At 59.2% G+C, this 13307-nt stretch carries 13 protein-coding genes; 11 read left to right on the top strand and 2 right to left on the bottom strand.

What is annotated here, in order from left to right; translation table 11 throughout:
- Positions 1 to 774 (bottom strand): TIM barrel protein (locus GSQ90_RS30190; protein ID WP_158818681.1); only part of this gene is annotated, 774 nt, incomplete at its 3' end.
- Positions 775 to 1184: 410 nt separating this feature from the next.
- Between GSQ90_RS30190 and GSQ90_RS30185 the strand changes: the two genes are divergently transcribed.
- The 4 genes from GSQ90_RS30185 to GSQ90_RS30170 all read left to right on the top strand — a co-directional run bounded on the left by GSQ90_RS30185 (position 1185) and on the right by GSQ90_RS30170 (position 5475).
- The gene (locus tag GSQ90_RS30185; RefSeq protein ID WP_158818680.1) at positions 1185 to 2207 is read left to right on the top strand and encodes a LacI family DNA-binding transcriptional regulator; all 1023 of its coding nucleotides are present in this window, start codon (positions 1185 to 1187) and stop codon (positions 2205 to 2207) included.
- Positions 2208 to 2520: 313 nt separating this feature from the next.
- On the top strand, positions 2521 to 3429 hold the full coding sequence (locus GSQ90_RS30180; RefSeq protein ID WP_158818759.1) for a sugar ABC transporter substrate-binding protein: 909 nt from the start codon (positions 2521 to 2523) through the stop codon (positions 3427 to 3429).
- Positions 3430 to 3550: 121 nt separating this feature from the next.
- Positions 3551 to 4672: an ABC transporter permease gene (locus GSQ90_RS30175; RefSeq protein WP_158818679.1), complete on the top strand. Its 1122-nt coding sequence runs from the start codon at positions 3551 to 3553 to the stop codon at positions 4670 to 4672.
- Between the two features lie 2 nt (positions 4673 to 4674).
- Positions 4675 to 5475, top strand: coding sequence for an ATP-binding cassette domain-containing protein (locus GSQ90_RS30170; protein ID WP_158818678.1), 801 nt, complete (start codon positions 4675 to 4677; stop codon positions 5473 to 5475).
- Positions 5476 to 5793: 318 nt separating this feature from the next.
- Here the strand turns inward: GSQ90_RS30170 and GSQ90_RS30165 are convergent, their stop codons facing one another.
- Positions 5794 to 6543 (bottom strand): IclR family transcriptional regulator, encoded by a 750-nt coding sequence (locus tag GSQ90_RS30165; protein ID WP_158818677.1) that lies wholly within the window; start codon positions 6541 to 6543, stop codon positions 5794 to 5796.
- A gap of 619 nt (positions 6544 to 7162) precedes the next feature.
- Between GSQ90_RS30165 and GSQ90_RS30160 the strand changes: the two genes are divergently transcribed.
- The 7 genes from GSQ90_RS30160 (at position 7163) to GSQ90_RS30130 (ending at position 13269) form a co-directional block, all read left to right on the top strand.
- Positions 7163 to 8131 carry an aliphatic sulfonate ABC transporter substrate-binding protein gene (locus GSQ90_RS30160; RefSeq protein ID WP_158818676.1) on the top strand — a complete coding sequence of 323 codons (969 nt, stop codon included), beginning with the start codon at positions 7163 to 7165 and terminating at the stop codon, positions 8129 to 8131.
- 28 nt (positions 8132 to 8159) lie between these two features.
- Entirely contained in the window at positions 8160 to 9020 is an 861-nt protein-coding gene (locus GSQ90_RS30155) for an ABC transporter permease (protein ID WP_158818675.1), read from the top strand.
- An 8-nt stretch (positions 9021 to 9028) separates the two neighbouring features.
- Positions 9029 to 9784, top strand: a complete 756-nt coding sequence (locus tag GSQ90_RS30150) for an ABC transporter ATP-binding protein (protein ID WP_158818674.1) — start codon at positions 9029 to 9031, stop codon at positions 9782 to 9784.
- A 61-nt stretch (positions 9785 to 9845) separates the two neighbouring features.
- Positions 9846 to 10805: an agmatinase gene (locus GSQ90_RS30145; protein ID WP_158818673.1), complete on the top strand. Its 960-nt coding sequence runs from the start codon at positions 9846 to 9848 to the stop codon at positions 10803 to 10805.
- A 49-nt stretch (positions 10806 to 10854) separates the two neighbouring features.
- Positions 10855 to 11229, top strand: coding sequence for a nuclear transport factor 2 family protein (locus GSQ90_RS30140; RefSeq protein ID WP_158818672.1), 375 nt, complete (start codon positions 10855 to 10857; stop codon positions 11227 to 11229).
- 18 nt (positions 11230 to 11247) lie between these two features.
- Positions 11248 to 12549 carry an aminotransferase class III-fold pyridoxal phosphate-dependent enzyme gene (locus GSQ90_RS30135; protein WP_158818671.1) on the top strand — a complete coding sequence of 434 codons (1302 nt, stop codon included), beginning with the start codon at positions 11248 to 11250 and terminating at the stop codon, positions 12547 to 12549.
- 48 nt (positions 12550 to 12597) lie between these two features.
- The gene (locus GSQ90_RS30130; protein ID WP_158818670.1) at positions 12598 to 13269 is read left to right on the top strand and encodes a GntR family transcriptional regulator; all 672 of its coding nucleotides are present in this window, start codon (positions 12598 to 12600) and stop codon (positions 13267 to 13269) included.
- The last annotated feature ends 38 nt before the right edge of the window (positions 13270 to 13307 follow it).

The raw sequence follows: 13307 nt of genomic DNA, 5'->3' as shown, positions 1-13307 counted from the left end.
GAATGCGTTCCGGAAGGCTTCGAGCGCTGCTTCCGAATCGCCCGATGCGAAAGCCTCCATGCATACCGGGCCGCTGTAGCCCATGGCCTTCAGCGCCCTTGCAATTCCGGGGAAGTTGATCTCGCCGGTTCCCGGCTCCTTACGGCCTGGCACGTCGGCAACCTGGATCTCGCCGATCCATGGCTGGCACTTGCGACACCACTCGATCAAATTCCCCTCGCCGATTTGGACGTGGTAGAGGTCGAGGTTGAGCCGCAATTCCGGCCGATCAATCGACGAAACGAGCGCCAGCGTGTCTTCGATGCGCGCGAACGGCACGCCCGGATGGTCGACCGGCAAGTTCAGATTCTCGATCATGAAGGTGACCCCGTGTTTGGCGCCAAGGTCGGCGATGCGGGAGAGCGTATCGCGAGCCTTCAGCCACATGGCGCCGATAACGACCTCGCAAGGCGTGACGGGAAGGCCGCCATCGCCGAGGCCGGTTCCGTGAAGGTTGAGGCGGGCGACGTTCAGGCGTTTGCCGATCTCGATCGACTGGAGCGCTGTCGCCAGAAGCTCCGACGCTCCCTCATCGTCGGCAAGGCGACCGCGGATATATCCGGTCATCGACGAGAACCGCGCGCCAGACTTTTCCAGCATGTCCAGGTCGTGCGCCTGCCAGTTCCAGATTCCGGCTTCGAAGCCAAGTTCGCTCAAGCGGCGCAGACGCCATTCCATCGGCTTGTCGCGCCAGAGCATTTCGGCGCAGGCGGAAAGCTTGAAGGGCTGTGTCATTTCAACTCTCGACCATGTTTTTGAGACGGGATTGCGGGTCAGGCGAAGAAAGGCTCACGCTATCTTCGCCGAGTGGGATCGACAGGTCCGCGAAGGGCCGGCGGAAAGATTCCCGCATGTCGCGGAAAGCTCTGGAAACATGGAGCGAGCGCGAAGCGGACGACCGACGTCGAAGAGCCCGCGCGTCGACCCGCGATGCGTTGTGACCGAGGCAATGGGATCGAGAGGGTTCGCATCGTCTTGCCTCGCCATTTCTGCGCGGGCGGTGAGCCGAGCGCTCCTTCCTACAAGCGCTCCGCTGGACGCTTGATCAGCCGCTATGCAGGCTTGCACCCGGGTGCATTTACTTGTTCTTGACATGAACCGAAGCGAGGTTCAAGCGGGTAATTCCAAAACGGCGGCAAAATGGAATGAACATTCTACGTCGAGCGGCGGGTGCGGGGCGCAGAGCGACGGCGCAGGACGTCGCGAAGGAGGCTGGCGTCTCGAAGTGGACAGTCAACCGCGCTTTCAAGCCCGACGCATCGATCGCCGACAAAAGCAGAGAACGCGTGATGGAGGCGGCGCGAAGCCTTGGCTATCGTCCGAATCTCCTGGCCCGAAGCCTGACCACCAAGACGACGCAGCAGGTGGCCGTATTGGTCGACGACTTCGGCAATCCGCACAAGCTGCCCGCTCTGAAGGCGCTGACGGCGAGCCTACAAAGGGAAGGTCTCGTCGCGGCGCTCATCAACATCGACCAGCCGAGCGACCACGTCGATGCAATCCTCAACGCCGATCAGCGGCAACTCGACGCGGTCGTGCTGCTTGGCACATCGTTCCGCGACGAGATCCTACGCGACCACGCTTTGCACCCTCATGGCCCGCCGCTCTATGTGCTCGCGCGGGAGAGCACGTTGGACAGTGTCACCGCGATTTCCTGCGATTCCGTTCATTCGATTCGCGAAATCTGTGAACATCTTTGGGCGCGAGGCTATAGACGGCCTGCATTCATGTCAGGGCCGCGCACATTGTCGACAGCGCTTGGCCGCAAGCGGGAGTTCGAGACGTTCTGGCGCGATCATGGCGCAGGAGCGCTGCCTGAACTGCCGGCCGGCGCTTATGATCGCGTTGCGGCAGGCGAGGCGATGGCGCGCTATCTAGCAGCGACCCCGGCGGTCGCGCGCGTCGATGTGCTGATGTGCGAGAACGACGCGTTGGCGATGGGCGCCATGGATGTCGCGCGTTTCGCCTTTGACCTGAAATGCCCGGCCGACATGGCCTTCGTCGGCTACGATGGCATCGATGGGGCCAGCGCGCCGTCCTACGATTTGACGACCTATGAGCAACCGATAGGGGCGATGGTCAACCGTCTGGTCGATATGATCGTCGGACGGGCGAAGCGCGCCTCGGTCAATTTTGAGGGGCGCCTGATTGTGCGCGGCTCAACATGACATGCTTTGCCCATTTTGGAATAAAAATTCTGAAGTTGACTCGATCTGGAATATCCATTACCGATCGCGGCGCTGCTCCCGAGTGCGAACCTGGGACAGTTGGGCGGAACGCAGGGCGAGACTCCTCAATTCGATAGAGATTGCACGCGAACGTTGAAATTTGTCGCTTCGTGCACCCGGGTGCATTTCTGCCCAAACGCAATGTCGGACATGCGGCGGATCGGCCGCCGCGGCCAACAAAGGGCAATCTCGCCCTGACAGGGGGAAACGAATGAAGAGCCTCTTTTTTACGAAAGCGCTCGCCGCCGCTGGCATGATAGTCGCAGCGACGCTTGGCTACTCGCCGGCCAAGGCCGACGATGCCCGCATCATCGTCGTCAGCCACGGTCAGGCGAACGATCCGTTCTGGTCGGTGGTCAAGAACGGTGTCGCCGCGGCCGGCAAGGACATGAACGTCACGGTCGAGTACCGTGCGCCGGAAACCTTCGACATGGTCGCTATGTCGCAGCTGATCGACGCCGCCGTAAATCAGAAGCCGGCCGGCCTCATCGTGTCGATTCCCGACGTCTCTGCGCTCGGCCCGTCGATCAAGAAAGCGGTTGCCGCCGGCATTCCGGTTATCTCGATCAACTCGGGCTCCGACGTGTCCAAGTCGTTGGGCGCGCTGCTGCACGTTGGGCAGGACGAACTCGACGCCGGCAAGGCGGCGGGCGCCAAGCTGAAGGCGATGGGCGGCAAGGTCGGCCTCTGCGTCAATCAGGAAGTCGGCAACGTCTCGCTCGATCTGCGCTGCAAAGGGTTTGCCGAGGGCTTCGGCGGCAAAGTCACCGTGCTGCCCGTTTCGAACGAGCCCAGTGAAGTTCGCGCCAAGGTGAAGGCCGCGCTGGCTTCGAATGCGGACGTCGACACGGTTCTCGCGCTCGGCGCCGGCACGGCGGGAGAGCCCAGCGTCGCCGCGGTCAAGGACGCCGGCAAGGCCGGCAAGATCAACGTTGCGACTTTCGATATGTCGGCCGGCTTCCTCAAGTCCGTCGCCGCCGGCGACGCCGCGTTCTGCATCGACCAGCAGCAGTTCCTTCAGGGCTACTTGCCGGTGGTGTTCCTCGCCAATTTCGCTCGTTACGGTTTGATCCCAGGCGGCAATGTCGCCTCGGGCCCGAATCTGATCACTCGGGATAAGGCGGCCCAAGTGGTCGAACTGTCCGCCAAGGGCATCCGCTGATTGCCTCCCAATCGGCGGCGCCCAAAGCGCCCCTCCCCGGCGACGGGGAGGGGCGCTCTACCAACGAACCTGTCTGAATTGACGGGCGCGCGCCGTTGAGCCGCGCTGTCGGGAGGGACCCATGACGTCCAAGGGACAGACGGCTGAACCGACCGCGAGGGCTGACGAGCGCCTTATCAAGGTCGGACTGTTGACCCGGGCGATGCGCCGCCCCGAACTCGGCGCGGTCGCCGGCCTTGTGCTCGTCGCGATCTTCTTCTTCGCCTTCGCCAACCACGAGATGTTCACGCTCTCCGGGGCGATGACTATTCTGGCGCCGGCGTCGCAACTGGGCATTCTCGCTGTTGCGGCGGCTCTGCTGATGATCGGCGGCGAATTCGATCTCTCAATCGGTTCGATGGTCGCCTTCACCGGCCTCGTTTTTGGGGCTTCGGTCACGAATTTCGCTATGCCGCTATGGCTCGCGATCCTGGCGACGATGCTCGTCGCCGGCGTGATGGGTTCGATCAATGGGCAGATCGTCATACGTTCGCGGCTGCCGTCGTTTATCGTTACGCTGGCGTTTCTCTTCATTTTGCGCGGCCTGACTCTAGTCGGTCTGAAAGCGGTGACGGGAGGGTCCACTCAATTGCGCGGCGTTGGCGATGCGGTCCCCGATGGCGTGCTCCGCAATCTATTTTCGGGACTCGCGTTCGAGGGCGTTTTCTCGTGGCTCGCCAGCCAAAACCTCATCGAGAAGTTCGACAACGGTCTGCCGAAAGTCGCGGGCGTCCCGGTTTCGGTCGTGTGGTTCGTCGCCTTCGCCGCCCTTGCGACCTGGGTGCTCTTGCGATCGCGGGTCGGCAATTGGATCTTCGCGGTGGGCGGCGACCCCAATGCCGCGCGCAATTCGGGCGTGCCTGTCGATCGTGTAAAGACCGGCCTCTTTGTCGTCACCGCCTGCGCGGCCGCGCTCGTCGCCATCATCACTGTGCTCGACGCCGGCTCGGCCGACGCGCGGCGCGGCTTCCAGAAGGAGTTCGAGGCGATCATCGCCGCCGTCATCGGCGGCTGTCTGCTCACGGGCGGTTACGGCTCCGCGATCGGCGCCTTCTTTGGCGCGATCATTTTTGGCATGGTTTCGATCGGCCTTTCCTATACCTCGTTCGACTCGGACTGGTTTCAAGTATTCCTCGGCACGATGCTGTTGGTCGCCGTGCTGTTCAACAACTACATCCGCCGCAAAGTGACCGGGGAGCGCTGACCATGACCGACGCCGCATCGCCAGTCACGACGCCGGTCATCGATGTCCGCAACATCGCCAAGCATTATGGGTCGGTCATTGCGCTTTCCGGCATATCGTTGACTCTCAACCGTGGCGAGGTGCATTGCCTCCTTGGCGATAATGGGGCCGGCAAGTCGACGCTCATCAAGTTGCTCTCGGGCGTCGTCAGGCCGACGACCGGCGACTTCCTCGTCGATGGCGAGCCGAAGTCATTCTCCAGCCCGCGCGACGCGCTCGACGCGGGCATCGCCACCGTTTACCAGGATCTGGCGATGATCCCCTTGATGTCGGTCACACGCAACTTTTTCATGGGCCGCGAACCTCTGAAGGGCTTCCCACCGTTCCGCTATATCGACCTCGAACATTGCAACGCCGTAACGCGCGAGGAGATGGCGAAGATTGGCATCGACGTCCGTGATCCAAACCAAGCCGTCGGGACGCTGTCGGGCGGCGAACGGCAATGTGTCGCCATCGCGCGCGCCGTCTATTTCGGCGCAAAGGTGCTGATCCTCGACGAGCCGACATCGGCGCTCGGCGTGCATCAGACGTCGATGGTGCTGAAATACGTTCATCAGGTGCGGCAGAAGGGTCTGGGCGTGATCTTCATCACGCACAACGTCCGTCACGCTTACGCCGTTGGCGACCGTTTCACCGTGCTGAACCGCGGCAAGACGCTCGGCACCCAAACGAAAGCCGGGATCGCGATGGACGAATTGCAGAACTTGATGGCCGGAGGCAAAGAGTTACAGCAGTTGGCGGACGAACTGGGCGGAACCGTCTGATCGCGACTTCTACAAATGAAAACGATATTTCGCATGGCGCAAATGGCAGCGGACAAGGACATTCACTTTCCTTTTCCGCGAGGTATTCGACATTCGCCTGGAGTCTAAAGCCTGGCGGCATCGCCTCCAGTCCCTGCGCGGCAGTGACAGTCCGTGAGCGAACGTGCAGAATGGTTTGAAGACGGATTGTTGTGGACGAGAATTTAAAACTGATTGGCACTACGAGTGCTGATCCCTCGCCGTCGGCGCCAGTCCACTCAAATGCGCCCCTCGACGAACCGCCAAATGAGGTCGGACGTTAGGTAACCTCGTTGACCGTTATTCTTTCATCAAGGTCGAAAGATGGTGTGCTTCTTCCTTGAGTTTTAGCAGCATCGCCGGTAGTTCCGCCTCCTTTGCAATCACGAGCCGATCGTGTGGCCCGACAAAGCCCAAAGCGCCGGCTATTTCACCCGCAAAAAAAACCGGAGCGCACGCTGAATATACGTCGGCATCGAGCTCGTTATCATTCGTCGCGAATCCTTGTTCTCGCACGCGAGTAAGGAGTTTCGATAGCTCGGACTTATCGGTAATCGTCCCGTCTCGAAATCGTTCAAGCGGGGCATCGCCGAGCGCGGCAATGGCGTCGCTCTTCGCAAAGGCCGCAATAACCTTCCCCGAAGCTGTCGCATGAGTTGGAAAGGCAAAGCCGGGATGAATGAAGGCCCGCGCTCCTAGTTCTGGCATAAGGTAGTCAAAGAGACGCGTGCCTTCTGCCCCGCATAGGACACAGAACGCCGTTTCTTCCGTCATACGCGAGACTACCTCAAGAGACGGCCGGACGACCTCGCCGAACCTCTTTTGGCCAATAGAAAAGAGCGACAGTCGATAAACGCGCGCGCCCGCACGGTAGGTTTTGTTCCGAGCGTCGAACGAAAGCATCCCTGTATCGACCAAATTCGCCGTGAGGCGAAACACGCTGGACTGCGGTAATCCACTCGCCTGGACAATCTCTATCAGCGCCACCTCGCGATTTGCGCTCACCACGATATCAAGGATCGTAAAAGCGCGCTCCAGGGGGTTAGACATTTTTCGGAATTGCCCTGATTAATGTGCGAACATTACGTGCCGCCGCACTGTGTAATCTTCCAGCGCGTGAATGGATAGGCCGCTCCCATAACCCGACGCTTCATTCGCCCTGAGGCATTTTTCGGCGCCAGATTCTGATGGATGTTGACCCAGTTACATCCAAACCGGAGCGTCGCGTTCGGCTGAAGCGCCCCAGCAATGAGTAGGCGAGATAGAAAGCTTCCTTCGATCATGTTGAGAGCACCTTGTGGCCGTTGCGAGGTTCCATGGACGAGTACCGCCACGAGAAACGGCGTAATGGCGGCCTGCTGCGCTAATGCGGCCTTCCAGCTCGGCAGGGACCCCCAATCCTGAAACTCGCCCGTCCCCAATTTATTGGCTTGACAACACCGCGCTTGGCAATGTTAACATTCCTTTTATCGGATTAAAAATCCGTTTTTAGGAATTAGCGCCCTTGTCGGGGACGAGCGCCGAAAGCAAAAGCGGCTAATGCAGTAGGCATGGGGGTGGCGTGCCAACGGCACAAGGAGCGCCAAAGAACGACTTCAAGGTTTCTGCCATGCATCGATATTGTCGACAGTAGACAGTAGGCAAATTATGAAAACGAGAGGACAAAGACATGACGGTTTTCAGAACGCTCGCTATTGCGAGCGCTATCGCAGTTTCTTCAGTCTGTTCGGTCACGAGCTACGCAGCGCAAAAGCTCACCGTCGCCCATTCAACGTGGATCGGATACGGCGCCCTCTACATCGCTAAGGAAAAGGGCTATTTTGAAAAGGCCGGACTGGACGTCGATCTCCGCATTGTCGAGGCCTCTTCAGACGCTCTTGCCGCGATGCTGGGCGGGCGGATCGACGTCGTCGCCTCGACAATTGATAACTTCACTCTGTTTGCCGGAAACGGCGCGGACCTCTCGCTAATCGTCGCAACCGACGAGTCGTCCGGCGGTGACGGGATTGTTTCCAAAAAAGACATCTCGTCGGTCGCCGATCTAAAGGGCCACACGGTGGCCGTTCAGATGGGGTCGGTCTCTCAATTCATGCTGTCCCAGGCGCTCGACAAGGCCGGTCTCACGGTCGGCGACGTGAAAACGATCGACATGAAGTCCGGCGACGCCGGAGCCGCCTTTGTCGCCGGAAGGGTCGATGCGGCAGTAAGCTGGCAACCTTGGCTATCGAAGGCGGCCGCTACCAATTTCGGCAAGATCCTCATCGATACGCGCTCTATGCCCGGCCTCATCGTCGACGCACTGGCCGCACGCAGCGATTTCGCGAAGGAGCATCAGTCCGACTTCAAAGCGTTCGTAGACGCCTATTTTGAGGGCGTTGATTTTATGAATAAGGACCCGGACGCCGCCAAAGACATCATCGCCCGCAATCTGAAGATGACCAAAGAGTCAGTCGAGGCGTCCCTCAAGGACGTGAGGCTCTTCGCCAAGAGAGACAATACTGACTTCTTCTCGGGCAGCGAAAGCGCGGGTCTCAAGCTCGTCACCGAAGCAGGTAAATTTTATAACCGCGTCGGCGTCTTGCGTGCGACTGCGGACCCCGCCAAGGTCGTTGGGATAGCGCCCGATCTCTCAAAGTGAATGCGAAGGGAGGATCGCGAGAAAATCGATGACGATAGCTATGTCGGAAGCGGAAAAAATGCAGGGCTCCTCCGAGAGGCGCCCTCAAAACTTGGTGACCCAGCGCATAGTGACGTACCTGCGTCCGCGCGCCCTGCTTTCATCAGGTGAACGGCTCACCATTTCGGCTTTCGGAGTCCTGCTGTTCTTCGGCGTCTGGTTTCTGGTGACCGAGGCGGGCTGGATACAACCCTTCTTTCTTCCCAGTCCGCTTTCCGTCACAAAACGACTCTTCGAGATGGTTGCCTCCCAAGGGTATCTTATCGACGTCTGGGCGAGCGTCTACAGGGTTTTTGGGGGCTTCATAATCGCCGCACTGGCGGCAATCCCAACGGGAGTTCTCATCGGGAATTTCCCCTTCTTCCGATCGCTGCTTGAACCCCTGCTCAGCACCGCACGATATCTGCCAGCCACCGCGTTCGTGCCGTTGATGATCATCTGGCTCGGAATCGACGAATCGCAGAAAATTGCGGTCATCTTCATCGGAACATTCTTCCCCCTTGCGCTCTTCATTGCGAACATCTCTGAAGGCGTTTCCAACGACCTCTTGAACAGCGCCTACACCCTCGGGGCGAGTTCCCGCCAAGTCTTCTTCCGCGTGCTCTTGCCTGCCTGCGTGCCCAGCATTGTCGATGCGCTGCGCATCACTGCGGGTATCGCCTGGACCTATGTCATCGTCGCCGAATTGGTTGGCGCCGACAAAGGCATGGGTATCGCGATTCTACAATCCCAGCGCTTCCTTCTGACCGACCAGGTCATAGCGGGCATCGCTGCCGTTGGCATTCTGGGAGTTATCACCGATCTTTTGTTCAGACTCGCCCATCGCAAGTTGTTCCCATACATGTACTGAGGCGATCTATGACACAGGTTCTGTTAGAAAACGTCAGCGTGCAGTTCTTGAGGTACCGCGAGCCTCCCCAAATCGCTTTAGACCATACGAACTTGTCGATTGAAGAAGGCGAATTCGTGTGCCTGCTCGGCCCGTCCGGCTGCGGTAAGTCGACCCTGCTTAATGTCCTGGGTGGGCTGTTCCCGTCCTCGACGGGTAAGATTTCGGTGGGCGGAAAATCCGTTTCGCAGCCCGGACCGGATCGCGGAATGGTATTTCAGAACTACTCGCTCTATCCGTGGCTGACGGTGCGCGGAAACATCGAATTCGGCCCTCGTCTAAACAATTGGCCGGCTGCGAAGATCGCGACCATTACGGATGAATTGATCGATATCGTCGGATTGAAAGACTATGCGGGCCAATACCCAAAGGTGCTTTCAGGCGGTATGCGGCAACGAGTCGCCATCGCCCGCGCCTTGGCTATGGAGCCTCATGTGCTCCTCATGGACGAACCATTCGGCGCGCTCGACGCGCAGACACGCTCTCGCATGCAGGAACTCCTGCTCGACATCTGGTCTCGCAAAAGAAACACAGTGATCTTTGTCACCCACGACATTGAGGAGGCCGTGTATTTGGCTGATCGAGTTCTGGTCATGAGCACGCGTCCTGGCAGAATCATCGAAGATTTCAAAATCGAGCTCCCGCGTCCTCGCTTTGCGGAAGTTGTAGCGAGCGAAGAGTTCACTCAGTACCGCAGACGGATGCTGCATTTGCTCCGCCATTAAACCCCGACACTGATCCTCGAATATCATCGCTAACTGTCGGCAGTCGACGAGAAGGGACAAAATGTCTGAATCGCAATTTCAACCGGTGGACTCATCCGTGACACCGCGATACGCGGAAATTGCGACGTTCATGCGGGCGGCGCGCGCGGAACTCACGTCGTCGATCGACATAGCGTTGGCGGGCGTGCCGTTGGACCTAGGGGCAACCTATCGGTCGGGGGCGCGCCAAGGGCCTGCGGGCGTCCGCGAGGCCTCGCGTCTCATAAGACAGGTGAATCCGACGACCGGCGTTGCTCCGTATCGGTTGGCCAACATCGCTGACATTGGCGACGCGCCAACCCACCCCTTGAGCGTCGAGAAAAGCGTGGAAGTCATCGAGGCCTTCTACTCCCGCATCTACGCGGCCGGGGCTGTGCCCGTCTCAGTTGGCGGCGACCATACTGTTCCCCTTCCTATTCTGCGCGCGATTGCGAAGAGCGGCCCCGTCGGGCTCATCCAGATTGATTCCCACTCCGACACGTTCGACGAGTTCATGGGAACGCGGTACAACCACGCGACATTCGTAAGGCGCGCCGTCGAAGAAAAACTACTCGATCCGAGAAGGATCATCCAAATAGGCCTGCGCGGAACCCGCTATGGTGACGATGACATCAACTACGGGGCCCAGGTGGGCATCCGCATGGTCACTATGGACGAATACGAGCAGATCGGTCGCGCTAGGGTCATCGAAGAGATACAGCGCACGATCGGCAGCAAGCCAACATACGTTTCGATCGACATCGATGGCCTAGACCCCAAGGAGGCGCCGGGCACGGGCGTCCCCGAGCCCGGGGGCATCATGATGCGCGACGCCCAGATGATCCTTCGCGCCCTCACAGGCATCGACTTTATCGGCGGCGACATTTGCGAGGTGGTTCCTTCGCTCGACCCGACCGGCATCACCTGTATCAACGCGGCAAATCTAATGTTCGAGCTCACGTGTCTTGCCGCGGTGGCGCATGACCGCCGCAAGGCGAAGTGACGAGCCGCCAGATTTTCACGCCAAAATAGTCTTTCAAACGGAGAGAGAGATGTCGAACGAGAGCGAGTTGAGAGATCTCGCGAACAAATATTTCGATGCGCTCTACACGGGCGATGCTATGCTCTTTGAAAAAATATTCCATCCCGCGGCCATGCTGTACTGCTTCACCGAAGTGACTCCTGTCATTATGAACGTCGAGCGGTATTTGGAGATTGTTCGAGGTCGAGCCTCTCCCGCGTCGCGTGATGACCCCCGAGAAGACCGGATCGTCTCAATCGAAATACCGACGCCGACGACCGCTCACCTCCGAGTTCGTGAGATTTTCTTGCCGAAGCAGTTCACAGACGAATTGACCCTCGTGAAGACGGCCGAAGGTTGGAAGATCGTTTCGAAAGTTTGGCACTTCACGCTCCGGCAGGCTTGATTGCAACAGGACAGCAGCATGACCACTCCTCCGATTTCACCCGCCGCTACCAGCGCGGAGATTTTCAACGCGTTCATTGAGCGGTCATGGCGATCCAATGCCGAGCGGCAGCGGGCGAAGGGGGCCGAGTTCGTCATCGGCAAGCGAGAAGGCGTTTACATCTGGGACGTCGAGGGGAAACGCCGGCTGATCGACTGCGGCGTGGGCGGAGGCGTGCATGGGCTTGGCCACCGTCATCCAGAAGTCCTGAAGGCTCTGCAGCAGGCGCTCAATGACGGACGCGATACCGGATTGTGGTCGGTTCCGAATTCCGAGTATCTCAAGCTGCAGGACCAACTGGCGGCGCTGGCCCCCAAGCCTTCGCTGAATCGCAGCGTCATTACGCTATGCTCGACGCTGTCGGTCGATCTCGCAACCATGTTCGCCTTCCGAGTCACCAAGCGGCGGCGCATGCTGGCCTATCGGCACGGCTATCACGGACATACCGGTTTCGCGGCGACCGTCACCGGATCACCGGAGGAAGGCGTCATCGATCATTACAATTTGCCCGGTTGCGCCACGTTCCTGGAGCGATTTGGCGGCATTGCCGAGTTGGATCGGCTCCTTACCAGTGAAATTGCGGCGTTCATCATTGAGCCCATGGACTACGAGACGTTCCGGCCGGCATCTAAGGACTTCTTCGAAACCGCGGCGCGTCTGTGCGCGGAGCGTGGCGCTCTGTTCATCATAGACGAAACACGGACGGGCCTTGGGCGGACCGGCGCCCTTTGGGCTACCGAGCAATACGACGTCGAGCCTGACATGATGATCACGGGCAAGGGCCTGTCTGGGGGACTCTATCCCGCCAGCGCGGTTCTCATGCGAGAATCGATCTACGAAGAGTGCATGAACCAGCATCGCTTCGCCTATATTTCCAGCCTCGGGGGCAATGAAATTAGCTGTATTGTCGCGGCGAAGGTACTCGACGTTGCGTCGAGTCCAGAGCTTCTTGCGAACGTAAGGCGCGTCGCCGCTCTGCTTAAGCAACGACTCGAGGCCGTCTGCCAGCGGCGCCCGGACATGCTCACGGCTGTGTCCTCGTTCGGTCTCGCCGTTTCAGTTGAGGTGGCCAGTCGCGAGATCGGCCGCGCGCTCTATCGAGAGATATTCGCTGAGGGCGTTTTCTGCCACAGCGTTGCCGAAATCGATCCGCCCAGTCTGAAACTTTTTCCTCCACTCATCCTCAGCGACGCTGAAGCGACCGAAATCGCTGAAGCTCTGGACCGGGCGGCTCACCGCGTTGGCCGCGCTGTGCGACCACTCGCGATGAACGCAGTCTGATCTCGGAATTCCAAGAAAGGACCTTGGGGCAAGAACCAAGGATGCTCAATGAAATCTTTAAAGTCAGACGACGAGACCGTTTCGGTCATTCGACGACAATCAGTTGCATCCCAGGTCTATCTCGACCTCAGAAACAAGATTCTAACTGGTCAATTCCTGCAGGGTGAGCGGATCGTTGAGGCGATGATCGCCAAGTCGCTCGGGGTCAGCCGTGCGCCTGTTCGTGAGGCAGTCAACAGACTTACGGAAGCAGGGCTTCTTGAAAATCGGGTTCATTATGGACCCTCAGTCATCCAAATGGACTTGGAGAGAATCCGAGAACTCTACGTCGTGCGCAATGCGATTGAGGGGTTGGCGATACGCGCCGTGACTCTCAACCATAGCAACCGTGATCTCCTCGAACTCCGAGAACTGATCGAAAAGATGGCGGACCGGGCCCGGAGCAGCGACCTAGCCGGCCTCGTCGAAGCCGAGCTAGAGTTCCACCAAGCGCTTTGGCGGATGGCGGGAAATCCCTACATCGAAAAAATGTCCAACCTGCTCTTCGATCACATGAGGCTCGCGCTGATCCTGGACAATGGCGGATATGTCAATCTCGCGGATGTTGCGCGCGAGCACTTACCCCTCGTCGAAGCGATCGCCTCCGGCGACCCCGACGAAGCCGCTCGATCCTTGACCACACATATCATGAGCTCGCTGGAGAAGTACTCGCAAAGATGACGAGCGGCCACACGGTTCGGCGATCGCGCCACCTTCAA

The sequence above is a fragment of the Methylocapsa sp. S129 genome (assembly GCF_009765995.1).
Taxonomy (GTDB): Bacteria; Pseudomonadota; Alphaproteobacteria; order Rhizobiales; family Beijerinckiaceae; genus Roseiarcus.
This window is presented reverse-complemented; position numbering and strand designations above follow the sequence as displayed.

Bases quoted from the DNA above. Each gene is read 5' to 3' on its own strand.
- GSQ90_RS30185 (WP_158818680.1), top strand. From the start codon at position 1,185: ATGAACATTCTACGTCGAGCGGCGGGTGCGGGGCGCAGAGCGACGGCG.
- GSQ90_RS30180 (WP_158818759.1), top strand. From the start codon at position 2,521: ATGATAGTCGCAGCGACGCTTGGCTACTCGCCGGCCAAGGCCGACGAT.
- GSQ90_RS30175 (WP_158818679.1), top strand. From the start codon at position 3,551: ATGACGTCCAAGGGACAGACGGCTGAACCGACCGCGAGGGCTGACGAG.
- GSQ90_RS30170 (WP_158818678.1), top strand. From the start codon at position 4,675: ATGACCGACGCCGCATCGCCAGTCACGACGCCGGTCATCGATGTCCGC.
- GSQ90_RS30165 (WP_158818677.1), bottom strand. From the start codon at position 6,543: ATGTCTAACCCCCTGGAGCGCGCTTTTACGATCCTTGATATCGTGGTG.
- GSQ90_RS30160 (WP_158818676.1), top strand. From the start codon at position 7,163: ATGACGGTTTTCAGAACGCTCGCTATTGCGAGCGCTATCGCAGTTTCT.
- GSQ90_RS30155 (WP_158818675.1), top strand. From the start codon at position 8,160: ATGACGATAGCTATGTCGGAAGCGGAAAAAATGCAGGGCTCCTCCGAG.
- GSQ90_RS30150 (WP_158818674.1), top strand. From the start codon at position 9,029: ATGACACAGGTTCTGTTAGAAAACGTCAGCGTGCAGTTCTTGAGGTAC.
- GSQ90_RS30145 (WP_158818673.1), top strand. From the start codon at position 9,846: ATGTCTGAATCGCAATTTCAACCGGTGGACTCATCCGTGACACCGCGA.
- GSQ90_RS30140 (WP_158818672.1), top strand. From the start codon at position 10,855: ATGTCGAACGAGAGCGAGTTGAGAGATCTCGCGAACAAATATTTCGAT.
- GSQ90_RS30135 (WP_158818671.1), top strand. From the start codon at position 11,248: ATGACCACTCCTCCGATTTCACCCGCCGCTACCAGCGCGGAGATTTTC.
- GSQ90_RS30130 (WP_158818670.1), top strand. From the start codon at position 12,598: ATGAAATCTTTAAAGTCAGACGACGAGACCGTTTCGGTCATTCGACGA.